Source organism: Peptococcaceae bacterium 1198_IL3148 (assembly GCA_036763105.1).
GTDB lineage: Bacteria > Bacillota > Desulfotomaculia > Desulfotomaculales > Desulfohalotomaculaceae > JBAIYS01.
This window is the reverse complement of sequence record JBAIYS010000004.1, coordinates 112,854-132,471: the sequence shown is the minus strand read 5'-3', so window position 1 is coordinate 132,471 and position 19,618 is coordinate 112,854. Positions and strand designations below refer to the sequence as shown.

Here is a 19,618-nt window from a genome sequence, read left to right as displayed (position 1 = left end):
TAACCGGATGGGGTTAATTTCCACTGACCCGAAACTGATCCATTGTGTTTTCTTTAAATGCTGTCATAATGGCTTCTTCACCGCTTAAACCCATCTGGTGGGCACGTTCCAGAGATGCTAACATCCGTTTATAATCCTTTGGTATCACCCGGACAAACTTCGGCAACAATTTATCCCAATTAGTTAGTACCCTTTCGGCCACAGTACTTTGGGTATGTTTTTGATGCTTGGTAATTAAATTTTTTAATTCAGCTATTTCCTTTGGGGCCACCACCCTTTCCAGCAACACCATTTCTTGGTTGCATAGATCAGCAAAGGTGCCGGCTTCATCTAACACATAGGCAATGCCACCGGACATACCAGCAGCAAAGTTGCGACCGGTGGATCCCAGTATCACCACCCGACCACCAGTCATGTACTCACAACCGTGGTCACCAACACCTTCCACCACTGCCTGCACACCACTGTTTCTAACACAAAATCTTTCGCCGGCTATGCCCCGAATATAGGCTTCACCTGATGTAGCCCCATAGAAGGCTACGTTGCCAATTATAATATTTTCTTCCGCCGCAAAAGTGGACTGAGCAGGTGGATATACGACAATTTTGCCACCGGAAAGACCTTTGCCCATATAGTCGTTAGCATCACCTTCCAGGCGGAGAGTAATGCCGTTCGGTATAAAAGCACCAAAGCTCTGTCCGGCAGTACCCTCAAAGGTTAATTTGATGGTATCTGCCGGCAACCCCTCCGCACCATAACGTCTGGTAACTTCGCTACCCAAAATAGTACCAACTACCCGATTAATATTGCGAATCGGTAACCGGGCCTCTACAGCTTCACCATGCTCCAATGCTGGTTGGCAAAGGGTTAGTAATTTTAACCTATCAAGAGAATTATCTAAGCGATGATCTTGATCAATCTGGTGATATCTGCCTACATTCTCTGGAACTTCCGGCTGGTAAAGAATTGGTGATAAGTTCAAGCCTTTTCTCTTCCAATGGTTAACAGCATCACTTACTTCCAGTACGTCGGTACGGCCAACCATTTCATTGACACTTCGAAAGCCCAATTGAGCCATCAGCTCGCGCATTTCTTGGGCGATAAAATGCATTAGATTAATTACATACTCTGGTTTACCCTGGAACCGCTTGCGCAGTTCTGGGTTCTGGGTGGCAATGCCCACCGGGCAGGTGTCTAGGTGGCAAACCCGCATCATTACACAGCCGATGGCCACCAGTGGTGCGGTGGCAAAGCCGTATTCTTCGGCACCAAGTAGCGTGGCAATGACCACATCGCGCCCAGTCATCAGCTTACCGTCGGTCTCCACCACAATTCTATCCCGCAGTTTATTCAGCACTAGGGTTTGGTGGGTTTCAGCCAATCCTAACTCCCATGGCAGACCGGCATGACTAATGCTGGTCCGGGGGGAAGCCCCGGTGCCGCCATCGTAACCACTGATCAGTACCGCATCGGCCCGCCCTTTGGCCACCCCGGCAGCGATGGTGCCAACACCAATTTCAGAAACTAACTTAACATTAATTCTAGCTCGGGGATTGGCGTTCTTCAGATCGTGAATTAACTCCGCCAAATCTTCGATGGAATAAATATCATGGTGTGGCGGAGGCGAAATCAGTCCGACGCCGGCGGTGGTGCCCCGCACCTTTGCCACCCAGGGGTAAACTTTTTTACCGGGCAATTGGCCCCCCTCGCCAGGTTTAGCCCCTTGGGCCATCTTTATTTGAATTTCGTCGGCATTAACCAGGTAGTTGCTGGTCACCCCAAAGCGACCCGAGGCCACTTGTTTGATGGCACTGCGCCTGGAATCACCGTTAGCATCGGGAGTAAAACGATTGGGGTCCTCACCGCCTTCACCGGTGTTGCTCTTACCGCCAATGCGGTTCATGGCAATGGCCAAGCATTCATGGGCTTCTTTACTGATGGACCCATAGGACATGGCCCCGGTTTTAAAGCGGCGACAAATGGAATCCACCGCTTCCACCTCATCAATGGGGATCGGCTGTCTTGGTTTAAAGTCCAGTAAGCCGCGCAAGGTACATTTGCTACCCGCTTCTTTGTTGATGCGCTGGGAGTATTCTTTAAATAATCGGTAATCATTATTTCGGCAGGCCTGTTGTAAATAGTAAATACTTTCCGGATTATACATATGTTGTTCTCCGTCATGCCGCCATTGATACGTAGATCCGGAATCTAACGGATCATTAGCTCTCGCTTGAGCCGAGAAGGCCTGTTGATGACGCATTTCTGCTTCTTTGGCTATGATGGCCATGTCTATGCCGCCAACACGGGAAGGGGTCCAGGTAAAGTACTGATCAATAACCCCTTGATCAATACCGATGGCTTCAAATATCTGGGCACCGCAGTAGCTTTGCACTGTAGAAATACCCATTTTAGACATCACTTTTACAACGCCCTTGGTGGCAGCTTTAATATAGTTTTCCGCCGCTTGTTCATAGCTAAGTTCAGCAATGTAGCCCCGGTTAATCAAATCATTTAGGCTTTCCAGTGCCAGATAGGGGTTAATGGCATTGACACCATGGCCCAACAAGACAGCAAAATGATGTACCTCCCGGGGCTCCCCTGATTCCAATATCAAACTGGCCTTAGTCCGACTGCCTTGTCTAATCAAGTGATGATGGAGACCGGATACAGCCAGCAGCGCCGGTATAGCAGCATTTTCTTGGTTAATGTCTCGATCAGACAAAATCAACAGGTTGGCACCATCAATTATAGCCCGGTCTGCTGCAGCAAAAATATCTGCTAAAGCCCGCTCCAACCCTGGGGCACCTTCATTAACCGGATACAATATCGGAATGGTTACTGATTTAAAGCCTGCTTCTTCAACGCCGCGCAATTGGGCCAATTCTTCATTACTTAAAATTGGGGTCTTAATCCGAATGCGCTGACAACTATCCGGTTCTGGTTTGATTAAATTCTTTTCCGCACCAAGGGTGGTATCAATGGCCGTTACTATTTCTTCCTTAGTGGCATCAATCGGTGGATTAGTAACCTGAGCGAACAGTTGCTTAAAATAATTGTATAACAGCTGTGGCCGTTCAGACAGCACCGCCAAAGAGGCATCATTGCCCATCGCCCCGATGGGGTCAATGGCGTTTTTAGCCATTGGTTCTAACGTTTTCACCAGTTCCTCATGGGTATAACCAAAGGCCTTTTGCTTTTGGGTAATGTTTTCTAATGCCGGTACTGGGCTGGCTGTAGGCAAATCTTCCAGGTTTATTAGATATCGATCCAACCACTGGCGATAAGGATGTTCAGACACTATTTGTTGTTTGAGCTCTTCATCGGTAACAATCCGTCCCGCTTCGGTATCAACCAGCAGCATTCTTCCTGGTTGCAAACGTCCCTTATGGGCTATGTTTTCCGGAGCGATATCTAGCACACCCACTTCCGATGCCAGGACAATCATGTCATCCTTAGTGACGTAATAACGAGAAGGCCTCAATCCATTTCTATCCAAAGAGGCTCCAATAATTTTGCCGTCTGTAAAAGCAATGGCAGCAGGGCCATCCCAGGGTTCCATCAAACAACTGTGATATTGATAAAAGGCTTTTTTATCAGCGGCCATGCTTTCATGATGTTGCCAAGGCTCAGGAATCATCATCATCACTGCATGGGGTAGCGAACGGCCGGTTAGAAAAAGAAATTCCAAGCAATTATCAAATATTGCCGAATCGCTACCATTTTGATCAATGACCGGCAAAATCTTTTTCATATCCTCGGCAAAAAACTCTTCGGAATGACACAGCGCCTCACGGGCACGCATCCAGTTGACATTACCCCGCAGCGTGTTAAACTCACCATTGTGAATGATATAGTGGTATGGATGGGCCCGTTCCCAACTGGGGAATGTATTGGTACTAAATCGCGAATGCACCAATGCCAGGGCAATTTCTACAGCGGGATGCTGCAAATCCAGGTAAAAACGATCCATCTGTTCCGGGGTCAGCATCCCTTTGTAAACTATCGTTCGGGAGGACAAGCTGGCAAAGTAAAAGGTATCACCAGAATTAAGTAATTGCCGGTGCACTTCTTTTTTAGCCCGTTTTCTAATTACATAAAGTTTGCGTTCAAATTCCATATTGTCGGTTATATCTGTGCTGGCACCTATAAACACTTGCATAATAAAAGGCTGGGCCTTTTTAGCCGTTTCTCCCAGCATGGCGTTGTCAACCGGCACTTCCCGCCAGCCCAATAATGTTTGCCCTTCTTCTTCTATCAGCTGACCCAGCATTTGTTGAATATCTTCCAACCTACTGCAATCATTGGGTAAAAAGAGCATACCGATTCCGTACTTACCCGCACTCGGTAATTCTACGCCTAATTTTGCGCACTCTTTTCTAAAGAAACCATCCGGAATTTGCATTAAAATACCAGCGCCATCACCAGTATTGGTCTCTGCCCCTTGACCACCACGGTGATCTAGATTGATTAAAGTGGTTAATGCCTGGTGCAAAATTTTGTTAGATTTTTTTCCTTTAATGTTGGCCACAAACCCAATACCACAGGCATCATGCTCAAAGGCAGGATGGTACAAACCTTGTTTTGGGGGCAATCTGTGTGCCATGATTAGCTACCTCCTTTGGTAAAAACAAAAAAGCCTACACCCAGCTAACAAAAAATTGTTAACTGGTGTAGGCTTCGTCGCCTTCATTGGTCGGCACATCGTTGTGCCGAATTAAGTTATTACTTATTATAATATAAAAATCAAATATTCGTCCTCTTTTTTTATAAGAATTATGTATACATGCTAAAAGGCAGGGTAGTTTTCACCACCCTACCTATGATTACTTTGCTTGGTATTTAGCCTCCGGCGTTTTGCGACATTTTTAGTTTGCTATTGTGACCTTTGCCCACCACAAAAGGTAAATATTTATTAACAAAATGAGCTAATGGAACGCTAACAATTAATGTCACCACGGTAAGTAATATGGATATAAAATAAGAATTATCATCCATAAAAGCATGGCCAAACACCGGTTGGTCAATCAGTTTATAAACGTAAAGAGCACCGTAATGTGTAGCCAATACTAATAGCGTGTTGTTACCGAAAAAATTTAATATTTTAAAGGATGGCAACTTACTCATCAAGCAACACATAAATAATATGCCCGCTATGGCAGCGATGTAGAAATACAGGTAATTACCCAGTTGATTGACATACATACTAACCTTGACATTCATCATTAAACCAAAAACTATATTTATTATCGCCAACGGTATAAGAAATATCAAGGTTTTGGCTATTGTTGTGGCCATTTTTTCAATGACTAATCTTTCTCTAGCCACATTTCCCAGGTAATAAAAAACCAATCCCCATGAAATTAAATGTAGCCCTAATGGATAGCGCATGCCTGATAACGCCAAGGCATATCCCAATACAAAAGATAAAATGATGAACAGGCCGTTGTTAATTTTAGAGCTGTTTACCACAAAGTAAATAACTTCAATTAAAAACAGAACAATTAAAAACCAAAGCGGTGCATTCCACCCCACCGAGCCACTTAAAAAGAAAAAGTGCATAAACATTAACAACGGATTGATTTCATTTTGATAAACAAAGTCTAATAAAATACCAAAAGGTATCGACATTACCGCAAAGAAAAAATAGGGAATCAATAAACTATTTACTTTTCTTTGCACATATTGTTTTAATGTCCGATTGTTCTGTTTAAACAAATAACCAGAAATAAAGAAAAACAGCGGCATGTGGAATGAGTAAATAATAGTTTCAGCCTCTATTGGAATATTAAGATGTCCCCAAACTACTAATATAATGGCTAGACCCTTTAAAGAATCCAACCATTCTATTCTTACGCTCAACACTATCACCCTGTACAAGGATAACAGCTAAAAAACTGTTTGACAATTTAAAAATATTGCCAAAAAACGCTAATATTTTATACCAGGGTCGTCAGCCATAAGATTAACTGTACCATGGGGATAAAAAACATTGTAATGGTCTAGTTTAGGATCAGGGTTTTCTGGAGTGGCCTTGGGAAAAATAAATAGCAGTTGATATTTCTCTCCAATTTGATAGACTAGCATATCCTCGGTGTCATAATAGTGGGCATTGTCCGGAGAACCCAAAACTTCCCTTACTTGAGACATGGCGATTTCTTTAATGCTGTCATCATAGCTCCTTACATCAAAAATTTGAGAACCTTTATTGAAACCAAAGACTACATTTTGCTCATCGTAAGTGGCATATGTGCCTTTAGCCTCTGCAATATATTCTTCTTTATCGGCTTCTCCCCACTTTGCTTTGACATCTTCTATCACAGTGGTTTCTACCGGAAATTCACAGTTAAAAATCTGTCCTTGATGGGCCGTTTCAATAATTTGATCCAAAAGTGCTGTATCCGTCTTGTTCTTGGTAAGGGATGCTGTAACTTTGTCCCGATACCGGTTAACCTCATCGGTTAATTTGTAGTCATTATCTTTAAGCACAGCTACAAATCCTTTTAAAGCCTTTAAATGCTCACTACTGCCGATATCCTTCACCGCATTTAAATATACTTCTTTGGCATCAGCGTTTATAATTTGGGAATGATAGTCAAAAAGCGGCGTGTTATTTAAGCCGTAAAAGGTAAACAAAATATAGTTGTTATGCAATTGCTGAACTTCGTTAATTTTGATAGAATTAGTATAAGTAGTTAAAAAACGTTCTTGACTGATTGCCCTATTTAACAACTGGTCCCATCCAATAACCAAGGCTCCATCCTTTGCCGGCACTTCAGTTGATTCTTCTGCCATTATTTCAATATATTCTTTCATGTCATCAGTTACATAGGTACTGAAATTTTTATAAAATTGATAGTCAATAACCGGGAAAAACATTCCTTCGGCAGTTTCTATTTTATAGCCACTGTTTTCTATTTTACTTAACATTTCTTTTAGCTCAGCATCATCCGGAATATTTGCTTGATTAATGACACCATGAGTTTTAAAACACTCAAATAATTTAGTTTGTGTTTCATTTTCAAATATTATTTTTTCAAATTCAACGATCTTATCTTTTTGAAATCTTTCAAAATCATTGACCATTTCTGAAGCATCTTCTTTAGAAACGCCCTTAATTGTTGTGTTTATAAAGCCGGCAACTTCCTCTGCACTGGCATTGCTTTGAATAAGAGCTTTGAAATCAATCAATCCAGAATCGGCTTTTGCATCTTTTTCTGAATTAGTGCAGCCAATGACAATTAAACTTAAACATAAAATCATAACAATAACTTTTTTTAACATTTTATGCCTCCTCAAAAACCACTCTATTCTTTAAGACTAATTTAAGCCCCAAAACGTTGCATATTTTTAAATAATTGATGCACTCAGTGGCTTTCGTTTGGTAGAAATTGCTATAATCATTGTATGGTAATTGTTAATCAGTTAGTAAACAGGGGAAGGGGAACTTATGGATAAAAGGAATGAAATAAATAAAGAAGATAAGCACAAAATGGAAGAGTATAAAGGAAATTCTATGATTAATTTGGCGGATTCAATAAACCGTTCAATGATAGGTGACTTAGGTGGGTTAACCAAGGGAGGCTGCCTTAGCAAAATTATCACTGCGGTTATAATTATTGGAATGTTGTTTTTCCTTTCTCGATGTTCTAATTAATCTAAGGTACCCGATGATTTAGCAATCAGTAAAACAGCACTTTGCCGTTAATAATCAAATCAGAAAAGCTGAGCCACAATGTTAACAACACTGTGGCTCGTTTAATCATATATACATTTTACCCGTTATTATTAGCCAATTTCTCAGCCAATACTTTGTTTCTTTCTGCAGTTGGGAATTTAAACATATTTTATACATAATTTTTCATTTCTTCTTCGCTTAAAACATCTATGTTGTCAATATAATAAGGATAATCTCTCAAAATTGTTTCAACAGTAATTTCCATTTTGCTCTTATCTTCTTTTGAATCAACCTGATAGATATATTCTTTTTTATAATCTCTGATTAAGAATTTATTTTCTCCAATTCTTAATAAGCCAGGATTTTTTGAATCCTTGTATTCTTCTAGATCTCTAAAAATAGTTGTTTTTATAAAATATGGGTAACCGTTCTTTGGACAGAACACATGGCAGTTGCCACACTCATTGCACATGTTTTCTATGTGGATAATTTGGTAATTAGCTGCCAGTCCTTCAACAGGAACTCTCATATTTGCTCTGTTTGGACATACGTCAACACAGATTCCGCAGCTCTTTAGGCAGTCAAAGGTTTCTAGTTTGCCCTCTTTAATTTTTCCATCACCTTTGTTTCTATAGTTGACATCGCCCTTTGCTTTATCAGCTAAGGCATTTAAAGCTTCCAGGTTTAATCCCTTGGGTGCTTGTCCTGCTTTTTTCATTGCATTTAATACAGAAATGTTGTTTATATATCCCCTTGGTTGTAAGTACAATGTTGATATCGTAATCGGAGCAATGCCGGTCTTAAATACATCTAATACATTGTTTTTATCTATGCCACCAGACATAGACATGGGTATGTCTTTAAACTCGTTGGCAATATTTTTAGCCACATTGATGGCAATTGGATAAAGTGGTTTTCCGGACAGGTACATGGCTTCGCCCGGCATAAACTTTCTGTGATTAACTACAGGCAGGGTATTTGTCAACTTAACTCCGAAGGTTAAATTGTTTTGCTTGGCTGTTTCTAATAACTTAGCTATTATTTCTTTAGCCATATCGAATTGTAAATCGTTTTCGAAGTCTTCTCTTTTTAGTACAATATCATTGTAACCTAAGTTGTCTAAAATTTCTCTTACAGCGTCATATCCTAATAAGGTTGAGTTGCATTTTAATAACATATTCATCTTTTTATTTGCTATTAAGTGAGTTGCTATATCTAAGGTTTCACTGGCTTTACTGCCGTGCATTGTAGAGAGAGTAATTATATTTGAAATTTGAGAGCTAATCTTATCTATGTCTTCCAGTTTAAATCTCTTGAATCTATTTATATTTTTCTTTAATACTTCTAGGCACTCTTTAAATATTGCTGTATCCTTGGCATCTTTAAGGTCATCTATAAAGTTAGAGATCTTTTTAGATTGAATTCCTTCCAGGTCATAGCCTACACTGATATTAAGTATAAAATCCTTAACATCCGACAGTCCAAGTTCAATACCCAAAACTTGCATTAATACCGAGGCTTTTATATATTCATCTCTTGCTTCTTCAACTGTTAATTCTGTTGACCACTCAACGTTGTAGCCGACATTTTTAACATCGATACATGGTCTTGCTATCATTTCCTTCATTTTATCTCCATCTATTACTTGCACAGTCTTAGGTTCAAAATACCTGCAACCCACTAGGTAAGCTGATATAAAGTTTTGTGTTAATTGTGTATGTGGGCCGGCAGCAGGGCCTAGCGGGTATCTCAAGTATTCCCCGCAAAACTCCATCTCAATACTGTTATCAATATCTTTATGAAAATCCTCTATGTGAAATATTTTTCCCTTTGTGTAATAGTCTTGAAGGGTTAGATCAAGAATTTTTTCAAAGGATGTCGGTGTCATTACTTCACTCATGTTGCCCCACCTTTCCTAAAGTAAGTTTTGTTTATATAATTAATTCCCTTATTTCCCAATTAACATGCAGGCAAAAATTAAAAAACCTGAGTCCTTATAAATATAGAACTCAGGCTGCTACTTAATTCACTTTTTAATTATTGTCTACTTCCTCTTACGCATATATCAACCACCGCTCTGCCATCTTAACTTCATTTTTTGGTAGTCATCCGGTGTATCTACGTCAATAAAATAATGTCTACTGGTCAGTTCCAGATGTTTAACTGCTTGGGGGTTAGCTTGAATAATTGATCTGGCTCCCTGATCACCAGTCAAATTTAACAATTGTTGACGCCAAATGTTTAAATCAAATAATACCGGGTTACCACGGCGTCCTTGACAGCGAGGGATCACTATGCTGGCGCCGGCATCCTGGTATGCGCTGACAAGATTGTTGAGTAACTCAACATCTATCAGTGGTTGATCAGCCAGTGCAAACAACACTGCCTGGGCTGAACTGTTCAGTGATTGAACTGCCTTTTTAACACTGGTAGCTTGGCCGGCAGCCCAATTTTTGTTGTGCACAAATTTCACTGGCAGCCCTGTCAACGCCTGCCGTATCTCTTCATTATAGGCACCGGTAACCACCACCACTTCCCCAAACCGTCCTTGGCAAACCTGATTGGCCACATGCCAAATCATTGGTCTACCGCCTAGGGTTAATAGTTGTTTAGGTTGTCCCATTCTACTTGCCTGCCCTGCCGCCAAAATCACCGCAGAAACGTTTCTGGTTATCATCTGCGCCCGGTTCTGTTTAATACTACCGATTACTACAGATTGTACCCGCTGTTTTTTCTGCGCCAGTATTTGGTTGGCTAAAATCTGGGCTTGTTTCTTTTCTATTGCAGTTTCCACTTTATTGATGAAGGGTATCATCTGTTGTCCCGGCAAGCAATTGCGCAGATAGCCCGCAGGATGGAACAATATTTTAACAATTAGTTCTTCATCAATCACCGCCCCCAGTGATGCCCCGGTCAGTTCACGGACTCTTTCTGGCCGATGTACTGCAGTGGCATCTAAGTTTGCCTCCAGTACATCAATACCGATCACCGGAATCACCAAGTTACTGCTGGCGGGGATCACTGGTTCATGGGCCAGGTGCCCTTTCAGTGACCGACCGGCCGAGCCGTCCCCTTCCACCACAAAGGCCACCTCTGGGAACTTTGCCGCCAACTGATCTATCCACTCAGCGGGAATGCCCGCTAATTTTTCAGGATTACTTTTATCTTGCCCCCTTACCAGTGTCAAATGCCGTTGAGCCAGCCCAGCCCGTTCCACAGCTTGACAAGCCGTTGCCACACTGTTAATCTCAACGACATCAACACCCGGCGGCCTTTGATTGGCCAATTTGGTGGTGCTGGTGGCAACTGCCGATATGTGCAAAGATTTTATTGCCGCCATCAGGTAATACATCAGGTTGGTCTTTCCCCCGCCGCCAATTAAGGTTATTACCCTCGGTAAAGGTAGCTTCATCAGCAGTTGCTGCCATATTTGTTCGATTTTAAAGCACCCCCAAAACCTACTTATTGATGCCCATAAAAACCTTTTCTGGAGTGATTGGCAACTTGGTACCCCTAAAGCCAATGGCATTATATATAGCGTGGGCAATGGCCGGCGCCGGAGTATTAATCACCACTTCTCCGATGGACTTAGCGCCAAAGGGCCCGGTTGGTTCATAACTTTGTTCAAAGGCCACTCTAATATTGCCGACATCTTTGCGGCTTGGAATTTTGTAAGTCATAAAGGAATTGGTTTGCACCCCGCCGTTCTTATCAAACCGAGCGTCTTCATATAGCGCATAACCTATTCCCTGTACTATACCGCCCTCTACCTGTATTCTTGCCAAATTGGGGTTAATTACAGTACCACAGTCCACCACCGCCACATAATCTATTAAGTCCACCTTGCCAGTTAGTTTATCCACTTCCACCTCAGCAAAGCCAGCAATGAATGGTGGCGGTGACACCGGGCTACCGTGGGAGGCGGTGCCCACCAACTGCCGGTGGTCCGGGCCCACCAAAGTGACCTCAGCTATTTTTGCCAAACTAATTATTTTATCTCCGGCCAAGGTTTTAACTTGCTGACCGTCAAATTCCACTTCTGCCACCGGCACCGCTAACATTTTGGCACCGGTTTGCAGTATTTGTTTGGTTAAATCCTCTGCCGCTTTAACCACCGCCATGCCGGTGACATAGGTGGTGCTGGAAGCATAGGAACCGGGGTCAAAGGGTGAAATATCTGTATCTGCAGCATTGACAATGATGTTATCCACAGTGGTTTCTAAAACATCTGCCGCCATCTGGGCTAAGATAGTGTCGCTGCCGGTACCCATATCAGTGGAACCAATTAACAAAGTATAGCTACCCCGATCATTCAGCCTGATTTCTGCCGAAGCGGTATCGATGCCCGCGATACCGGAACCCTGCATCGTCACCGCCATGCCCACTGCCCGCACTCGGCCGTTGCCGATTTCTTTGCTGGGGTATTTCTCATTCCACCCAATCATTTCTTTACCCTTTTCAATGCATCGGTGCAAAGTGGAACTACCTAACTGTTCATCACCATGATAAAGGCAGGTTTCTCCGGCCTTGATCAGGTTTTTTAATCTAAATTCCGCCGGATCGATGTTTAATTCTGCTGCCAGTTTATTAACAGTGGATTCCACCGCAAAGGTACCTTGGGTGGCACCAAAGCCCCGCAGCGCCCCACCAGGCATTTTGTTGGTATAAACAGCGTGTCCGGTAAAACGAATGGCCTTAGTTTTATTATATAAAGGCAGCGTTTTTTCCGCCACCAAACCAAATACCGTGGAACCATGGTCGCCGTAAGCGCCGGTATCCGATAGACCGTCAATATCGATCACCCTGATGTATCCCTCTATATCGGCACCCATTGTCACCTTTATTTTCATGGCATGGCGACTGGTGCTGCAGCAAAAAGTTTCTTTGCGATCATAAACTATTTTTGCCGGCTTACCGGTTTTGAGCGTAACAATGGCAGCAAATATCTCGGTGACACTGGTTTGTTTGCCACCAAAACCGCCGCCGATTCTGGGTTTAATCACTCTAATTTTGCTGGCTGGTATTTCCAACGCCCTGGACAACTGCCTTCTAACATGGAATGGGATTTGAGTGGAACTAACCACCACCAACCGGCCGGTATAATCAAGGTAACTAAAGGTCCGGTAGGTTTCCATCATGGCATGGGCTTGGGGTTGGGTGTAGTAAGTTTCTTCCACCACCACCGCACAGTTTGCCAATTCCGCCTCCACATCGCCAATTTGCAAATTCTCGGTGGAGACAATGTTTCTATCTTGATCGTGACCGGTATCAAAGTTACAAAACCAGTCATCCTCGGGGTGTACTACCGATTGATGACCAATGGCCTGCTCAAAATCTAACACCGGTTCATAAACTTCATAATCAACTTTGATTAATTCCAGCGCCCGCAGCGCCGTTTTTTCATCCACCGCAGCCACAATGGCCACTTCGTCCCCAACATATCTAACAATTTGATCTAAAATCAGCCGATCATAGGGGGACGGCTCGGGGTAAGATTGTCCGGACATGGCGAATCTGGTGTTAGGCACATCTTGATAAGTTAAAACACACTCCACGCCAGGCATTTTTTCTGCTTCTGACACATCAATGGCTTTAATCTTAGCAAAGGCATGGGGACTGCGCAGTATTTTAACTACCAGTGCATCGGCCGCCGCTAAATCTTCGGTATACACGGGTTTACCGGTGGCGATAGTAATGCCATCTATTTTGGGTATCCCTTTACCGACAAAATTCATCTATGCCACCCCCAAGTATTTTTTAATTGCTCTTAACTGACCCATGTAGCCTGTACAACGACACAGGTTACCGGTTAAATAATGGATGATATCTTGTTCGCTGGGATTTTTTAGTTCATTTTTCATGGCCAACACTGTCATAATAAACCCCGGGCTGCAAAAGCCGCACTGTTCGGCCCCCTCTGCCACCAAAACGTTGGCAAATTCAGTGGCCTGTTGCTGCACCCCTTCAATGGTGGTAATCTGTTTACCTTCTGCCCGAAAGGCCAACACGTTGCAAGATAGTGTTGGTTTACCATCGAGCCAAACGGTACAAAGCCCACAGCAGGATGTATCGCAACCTTTTTTGACACTTAAATATCCTTGGGTCCTTAGGGCATCGGCTAACATTTCATCCGGTGTCACTGTTAAAGTAACCGGTTTATTATTAATTGTTGTGGTTATTTGCATTGTGCCACCTCCATGATTGCTCTTTTTACCAACACTGGACAAATGGCCCGGCGGTACTCCGCTGAACCGCTAATATTGCTACCAAAAGATACTTCTGTTGCCGCCAAACTGGCGACCTGTTCAATCTTCTCTGGGGTAAAATCACCAACTGCCAATTGTGCCGAGGCCCCCAAGGCAATGGTGGCCCGGGTGGGTCTGGCACCCACTACAATGCGCCAATCTCCGGCTAACAGAGAAACAGCAACATTTAGTATCGGAAAATCGCTGGCCGAATTTCTTAAGTCGTGGTAGCATGCTTGCCGTTCGTTTTTGGCAATAAATATTTTGGTTAATATATCCCTGGGGTAACTGCCATCTAAAAAGGTTTGTAGTGGCATTCTGCCAGCCTGGTATAACTCCACTTCGGTATCCAAAGCCAACAGTGCTGTAATCAAGTCCGAAAATCCATACTTGGAATATACACTGGCCCCCACTGTCACCACTTGCCTAAATTGTACCCCAATTATTTTGCTAACTGACTGGGGTACTACTCCGTTAAAAAGCTTATTTAGTAGAGGGTTGGTTTCAATGTCCCTAAAGGTGGTCATGGCACCAATCTCAATAAAGTCATCTAGTTCTTTAATGTAGTTTAAACTCAATTTACTCAAATCAATGGCGGTATCAATTTTTTTAGAACCCAGTTTTAAAAAGGCACAGCCACCCAGAACGGTACTCTTTTTATTACTGGTTAGCACCGAGTAGGCTTCCGCCAGTGTTGGTGGTTGTACTAAGTTTTGAATAGTAAACATTTTAAACCTCCATAATCATAATCAAAAAAAACCGGACAGCAGGTTCCGCAGTCCTATGTGCGAAACTTACCGTCCGGGCTTTAAACAACCTAAAATAGTAACGGGTTAAACAAAGTTCAACTACCCACCCAATGGTAAACTTCCCACGTAGTCGGGTAATTTACGGTTACCCGGTAGAGACTTTTAGGCCATATTCCTAAGGATATACGTGAAAAACAGATATTTACTTAAGTTTATGTTAACAAACATTTTTCAAACAAGCAATACTATTTATATAGTGGGTTCCCAAGTGCAATTTGTTAATAAGCAATTCTGACGGTAGGAAATATAGCTCAATTATGATATAATAGCGCGGAATGTCGACAAAAAACAACAAGGAAGGTAATTAAAAAATTGATCACTGTAACAAATGTCAGTTTAAGGTTTGGTGACCGCAAACTATTTGAAAATGTCAATTTAAAATTTACTCCCGGTAACTGCTACGGTGTTATTGGCGCCAATGGGGCCGGCAAAAGTACTTTTTTGAAAATTTTAGCAGGGGAAATCGAAGCAAACACCGGTGAAATTAGCGTAGCCAAAGGCAGTAGAATATCTGTTTTAAAGCAAGATCATTATCAGTATGATGAAAATGAAGTCTTGGAAACAGTTATCATGGGTAATCCAAGGCTCATTGAAATTATTAAAGAAAAGGAAGCCATCTATTCAAAGACAGAACTTACCGAAGAGGACGGCATGAGAGCAGCTGAACTTGAGGGTGAGTTTGCCGAATTGGACGGCTGGGATGCCGAAACCGATGCCGCTGCTTTATTGCGGGGTTTGGGCATTGGTTCCGATTTGCACCACAAAAAGATGGCTGAACTGCAAGGTGCCGAGAAAGTCAAAGTGTTGCTGGCCCAAGCCCTTTTTGGTAAACCCGGCATTTTAATTCTGGATGAGCCCACCAACCACTTGGACATTAAGTCCATTAGTTGGTTAGAGGAGTTTCTTATTAACTTTGCCGGCACCGTCATTGTGGTATCCCACGACCGGCACTTTTTAAATAAAGTCTGTACCCACATCGCCGATGTGGATTTTGGAAAAATCAAGCTATTTGTTGGCAACTATGATTTCTGGTATGAATCCAGTCAATTGGCATTACAAATGATGAAAGACCAAAACAGCAAAAAAGAAGAGCAAATTAAACAATTGCAAGAGTTCATTGCGCGATTTAGTGCCAATGCCTCTAAATCTAAACAGGCCACCTCCCGCAAAAGAATGTTAGAAAAGATTACCTTGGATGACATTCAGCCATCCAACCGGAAATACCCTTACGTCGGGTTTAAACCGGAGCGGGAAGTGGGTAATGAAATTCTCACCGTTGAGGGTCTGACCAAAACCATCGACGGCGAAAAAATCCTGGACAATGTCAGCTTCACCGTTAACAAGGGAGATAAAATTGCCTTTGTGGGGGCTGATGAAATTGTCAACACCACGCTGTTTAAAATTTTAATGGGAGAAATGGAGCCCGATGGTGGTCATTATAAATGGGGTGTCACCATTACCAAAGCTTATTTCCCCAAAGATAACTCTCACTATTTTAATGATCAAAATTGCAGTTTGGTAGACTGGTTGCGTCAATTCTCAACAGATCAAACGGAAAGTTATTTGCGTGGGTTCTTGGGCAGAATGCTATTCTCGGGGGAAGAGGCCCTGAAGCAGGTGAATGTATTGTCTGGTGGTGAACGGGTTAGATGCATGCTTTCGCGGATGATGCTCAGCAACGCCAACCTGTTAATTCTAGACCAACCCACCAACCACTTAGATTTGGAATCTATCACCGCTTTAAACAACGGTCTGAGGGATTACAGTAGCAATATACTGTTTACCTCCCATGACCATCAGTTTATCCAAACCATTGCCAACCGCATTATCGAAATTACTCCCACTGGAGTGATTGATAAGCAGATGACCTACGATGAGTATCTAGAGTATATTAGTTAATAAACTGGTATTTAAAAGGGTTGTTGCAAAACGTTTAGCAACAACCCTTTTTTAATATTTATGCCCTATTGGTAATCCGCCACCGCAGACACCCGGGCAATGTAAACTTTATCAGCCATCACATTGCCATATTTGTTACCATTCTGATCCTTAAGATTAAAATACTCAGTTTTATAAGCAATGCCGTTGGTTGACTCTTGGGATGACCAATACTTAAAACCAACGATCTGGCCGTCTTTTTTAATGGCATCAATAAATATCACGGTATGGCCGGTATTGTTTTCCCTGGAGATGTCCACAAAATCTCCGGGTTGAGCATCGGCTATATTTCCAATCCGTTTACCCAGGCCATACTTTTCCACCGCCACCGCAACGTTACTGATAGATTTATCGCCTTTAGCCACATACCAAGTAAGCATAAAGTCCTGTAACTCTTGCCATGTCATGTCATTAAAGTTATCAACAGATATTCCCAAATCTTCATTTCGCTGCTGCATGGCTTTAAAGAACACTTCAAAGGTGATACCCACACAGTGGGAGGCCAGATCGCCACGGGGATTAGCTTTGGCAATAATTTTATCCTGATAAACTAAATTGGTGGTCACCCCGTTGTAATTATTGTAATCACCATTCATCAAATAAGGGTATTTACCAATTTCATAAGTATCGATAATATCTAACACATAACTGTTTAACTCTTGGCCGGCTGTATCTATACTTTGCAAATCCTCGCCAATGTAAATTTTCAAACCTGACGCCGTTTGTTTTGCTTCCACTTCATAACCCAACGATTCACCAATGAACCGCAGGGGTACCATGGTGCGGCCTTTTAACACCTGGGTAGCCACATCCAACTCTAATTTTTCATCATTGATATAGGCCAGCGCTTGATTAATTGGCAGTTCAATGGTCACATCATCTTTAGTGCCTAAAGCAACCTTTGAGTGGCTGTCATAATCCACTTCTGCTCCCAAAGCCTCAAATATTTGGCGAAAAGGAACCAATGTTCTTCCTCCATCTATTACCGGCTGGGCATCAAAGTTGATTTGTTCTCCTTCCACATAAACCTTTACCCCAGTATTTGCGTGGGCCTGGAAGGGCAAAAAAAGTACAAGTGCCAGTAAAACAAAAAAAGTTAATACCTTGTACCTGTGCAGGGGTGAGGCAACTAGAAGCGGTCGTCCCAAGATGTCATACCTCCTAAATTGTATATAGCTATTCAATTAATTATTCAATGTGTAGCATACCTTTCCCTGCTGTGACATTTTACCAATTCTGCGGTCTGTTTATAAAATAAATAACCATGCGAATACTTAATGCGCATGGTTATTTAGACTACTCTACCTTACAAATTTGCTTCTGAAATTAATTATTCCGTTCACTATGCCCTCTGCTATCTTTTCTTGATTTGCCTTGTTCCACAGGAATTGTTCTTCCTGAGGGTTACTGATAAAGCCGGTTTCAATTAAAATAGCTGGCATGACAGTGTTTTTAATTACATAAAAATCCGCTTCCCTATCGCCACGATTGTTTTGTCCCGTTTGGGCTAAAATTGAATCCACCATAATTTTAGCAAAGGTGTGATCGGAACCACGTTTGGTATAGACTTCCAGCCCGGTAGCTTGTCGACTGGCAGCGGTATTGGCATGAATACTGACAAAGGCAAAGGCATTGGTTTGATTGGCAATTTCTACTCTTTCAGCTAAGGAACGGGTTTGATCTCCGGGCCGGGTCATGACCACTTTAAACCCTTTGTCTGCCAATTTCTTTTCAACCAGTTGAGTAATGTCAATGACCAAGTTTTTCTCATAGGCACCGGAGTAACCAATGGCTCCCACATCACCACCACCATGTCCGGCATCAAGGACCACTACATTGTAATCGGGTTTCCATACATGCTTAGGCTTGACAGTAACGATCAACTTGTCCTCCTGTTGATCTAGATGGAATGTCACTGGCTGATTTAAATCCAACACCACCCGGGTTTTGGTTTCTTGATTTTGCGCCACCCGAATGCCGGCAACAAAATCACAATCAAAACTGGGAATATCAGCCTTTTGCCAAGCAGTATTTTCTAAGTCTAGCACCAATCGGTAGGGGTTACTGAGGGTAAAGCTATTATTTACACCCTCTTCAACTTCCAGTTCTAAAACAAACTGCTCTTCATCTGCTTCCACCTCTAAATCGCTCAGTGACCGGGCTGCCACCGGAATTGGGTCAGAAGAGCTGTGGTCATTATCGGTTTTACTGGTGATGTTGATCACCATGCCACTGGCTGAATTTTTTGCCTCCACTTCACATCCCATACTTTCACCAATAAAGCGTAGGGGTACTAGGGTGCGACCTTTAATTAACTGCGACGCCACATCTAACTGGACAGCCTCGTTGTTGATATAACCCTTGTTTTGATTAATTGGCAGCCTAATGGTAAGGTTGTCCTTAGTGCCGATAGCCGTTCTGGTGGCGGCATCAAAACTAACTTCTGCCCCAAGGGCTTCAAAAATATATCTAAAGGGTACCAATGTACGATTGTTATCAATAATTGGTGGCGAATCAAAGGTTAGTTGGTTGCCATCGACATAAACGTCGATATTGCCAGCAAAAGCCTGTACCGGCAATAGTAGCATAATTATGCCTAAAAAGATTAGTAGTGTCAGTGATCGTTTCATCTTTACCCCCCCACAAAATATTATGTTTTAATTGTACCAGATTAACTGTAACATTTCGATAAACTTTGATAAATTTTTCTACTTTGTCTTTTTAAGGAATTTATTATTTATTTTATTATTTTAGATTATTATGAGGGGAAATCCTTAATCATCCATCGGATGGTCGGCAAAGACATACGGCCACAAATATCGTTGTACTTCCGTAAAGGATTATAAAGGAAATATATTTAAAATGTCGAATTAAGCATATGCAATCTACAATACGTTGGAAGGGATGTTGAATCAGTTTGAACAGTTTTCGTAAATTTACTACAGCTGCTT

General features: G+C 42.3%; 12 protein-coding genes and 1 riboswitch. Of the genes, 2 read left to right on the top strand and 10 right to left on the bottom strand.

Translation table 11 applies throughout. The annotated features are described in order from the left end of the window. Nucleotides 1-13: 13 nt before the first annotated feature. From gltB to V6C27_05835, 3 genes are all read right to left on the bottom strand, one after another. Nucleotides 14-4,603, bottom strand: coding sequence for a glutamate synthase large subunit (gltB, locus tag V6C27_05845; GenBank protein ID MEG6615951.1), 4,590 nt, complete (start codon nt 4,601-4,603; stop codon nt 14-16). A 236-nt stretch (nt 4,604-4,839) separates the two neighbouring features. Next, complete coding sequence (locus V6C27_05840) at nt 4,840-5,859, bottom strand: acyltransferase family protein (protein ID MEG6615950.1); 1,020 nt, start codon at nt 5,857-5,859, stop codon at nt 4,840-4,842. Between the two features lie 69 nt (nt 5,860-5,928). Then, nucleotides 5,929-7,281, bottom strand: coding sequence for a YjgB family protein (locus V6C27_05835; protein ID MEG6615949.1), 1,353 nt, complete (start codon nt 7,279-7,281; stop codon nt 5,929-5,931). Between the two features lie 166 nt (nt 7,282-7,447). On the opposite strand from V6C27_05835, the gene V6C27_05830 reads away from it, so the two are divergent. Beyond that, nucleotides 7,448-7,654, top strand: coding sequence for a hypothetical protein (locus V6C27_05830; GenBank protein MEG6615948.1), 207 nt, complete (start codon nt 7,448-7,450; stop codon nt 7,652-7,654). 190 nt (nt 7,655-7,844) lie between these two features. On the opposite strand, the gene V6C27_05825 is transcribed toward V6C27_05830, so the two are convergent. From V6C27_05825 to V6C27_05805, 5 genes are all read right to left on the bottom strand, one after another. Next, complete coding sequence (locus V6C27_05825; protein MEG6615947.1) at nt 7,845-9,575, bottom strand: hypothetical protein; 1,731 nt, start codon at nt 9,573-9,575, stop codon at nt 7,845-7,847. Nucleotides 9,576-9,740: 165 nt separating this feature from the next. Then, on the bottom strand, nt 9,741-11,087 hold the full coding sequence (gene yqeC, locus V6C27_05820) for a selenium cofactor biosynthesis protein YqeC (protein MEG6615946.1): 1,347 nt from the start codon (nt 11,085-11,087) through the stop codon (nt 9,741-9,743). Between the two features lie 46 nt (nt 11,088-11,133). Beyond that, complete coding sequence (locus tag V6C27_05815) at nt 11,134-13,410, bottom strand: molybdopterin cofactor-binding domain-containing protein (GenBank protein ID MEG6615945.1); 2,277 nt, start codon at nt 13,408-13,410, stop codon at nt 11,134-11,136. Beyond that, on the bottom strand, nt 13,411-13,860 hold the full coding sequence (locus V6C27_05810) for a (2Fe-2S)-binding protein (GenBank protein ID MEG6615944.1): 450 nt from the start codon (nt 13,858-13,860) through the stop codon (nt 13,411-13,413). It lies immediately after the preceding gene. Then, nucleotides 13,851-14,648 carry an FAD binding domain-containing protein gene (locus V6C27_05805; protein ID MEG6615943.1) on the bottom strand — a complete coding sequence of 266 codons (798 nt, stop codon included), beginning with the start codon at nt 14,646-14,648 and terminating at the stop codon, nt 13,851-13,853. The genes V6C27_05810 and V6C27_05805 overlap by 10 nt, the downstream gene beginning before the upstream one ends. Before the next feature lie 128 nt (nt 14,649-14,776). Further along, nucleotides 14,777-14,878: riboswitch (purine riboswitch) on the bottom strand. Between the two features lie 163 nt (nt 14,879-15,041). Between V6C27_05805 and V6C27_05800 the strand changes: the two genes are divergently transcribed. Beyond that, nucleotides 15,042-16,628 (top strand): ABC-F family ATP-binding cassette domain-containing protein, encoded by a 1,587-nt coding sequence (locus V6C27_05800; GenBank protein MEG6615942.1) that lies wholly within the window; start codon nt 15,042-15,044, stop codon nt 16,626-16,628. A gap of 65 nt (nt 16,629-16,693) precedes the next feature. Here the strand turns inward: V6C27_05800 and V6C27_05795 are convergent, their stop codons facing one another. Continuing rightward, nucleotides 16,694-17,689, bottom strand: coding sequence for a copper amine oxidase N-terminal domain-containing protein (locus tag V6C27_05795; GenBank protein ID MEG6615941.1), 996 nt, complete (start codon nt 17,687-17,689; stop codon nt 16,694-16,696). A gap of 279 nt (nt 17,690-17,968) precedes the next feature. Beyond that, complete coding sequence (locus V6C27_05790) at nt 17,969-19,297, bottom strand: N-acetylmuramoyl-L-alanine amidase family protein (protein MEG6615940.1); 1,329 nt, start codon at nt 19,295-19,297, stop codon at nt 17,969-17,971. Between the last annotated feature and the right edge of the window lie 321 nt (nt 19,298-19,618).

Bases quoted from the DNA above. Each gene is read 5' to 3' on its own strand.
- V6C27_05835 (MEG6615949.1), bottom strand. From the start codon at position 7,281: ATGTTAAAAAAAGTTATTGTTATGATTTTATGTTTAAGTTTAATTGTC.
- yqeC (MEG6615946.1), bottom strand. From the start codon at position 11,087: ATGAAGCTACCTTTACCGAGGGTAATAACCTTAATTGGCGGCGGGGGA.
- V6C27_05790 (MEG6615940.1), bottom strand. From the start codon at position 19,297: ATGAAACGATCACTGACACTACTAATCTTTTTAGGCATAATTATGCTA.
- V6C27_05810 (MEG6615944.1), bottom strand. From the start codon at position 13,860: ATGCAAATAACCACAACAATTAATAATAAACCGGTTACTTTAACAGTG.
- V6C27_05830 (MEG6615948.1), top strand. From the start codon at position 7,448: ATGGATAAAAGGAATGAAATAAATAAAGAAGATAAGCACAAAATGGAA.
- gltB (MEG6615951.1), bottom strand. From the start codon at position 4,603: ATGGCACACAGATTGCCCCCAAAACAAGGTTTGTACCATCCTGCCTTT.
- V6C27_05815 (MEG6615945.1), bottom strand. From the start codon at position 13,410: ATGAATTTTGTCGGTAAAGGGATACCCAAAATAGATGGCATTACTATC.
- V6C27_05825 (MEG6615947.1), bottom strand. From the start codon at position 9,575: ATGAGTGAAGTAATGACACCGACATCCTTTGAAAAAATTCTTGATCTA.
- V6C27_05805 (MEG6615943.1), bottom strand. From the start codon at position 14,648: ATGTTTACTATTCAAAACTTAGTACAACCACCAACACTGGCGGAAGCC.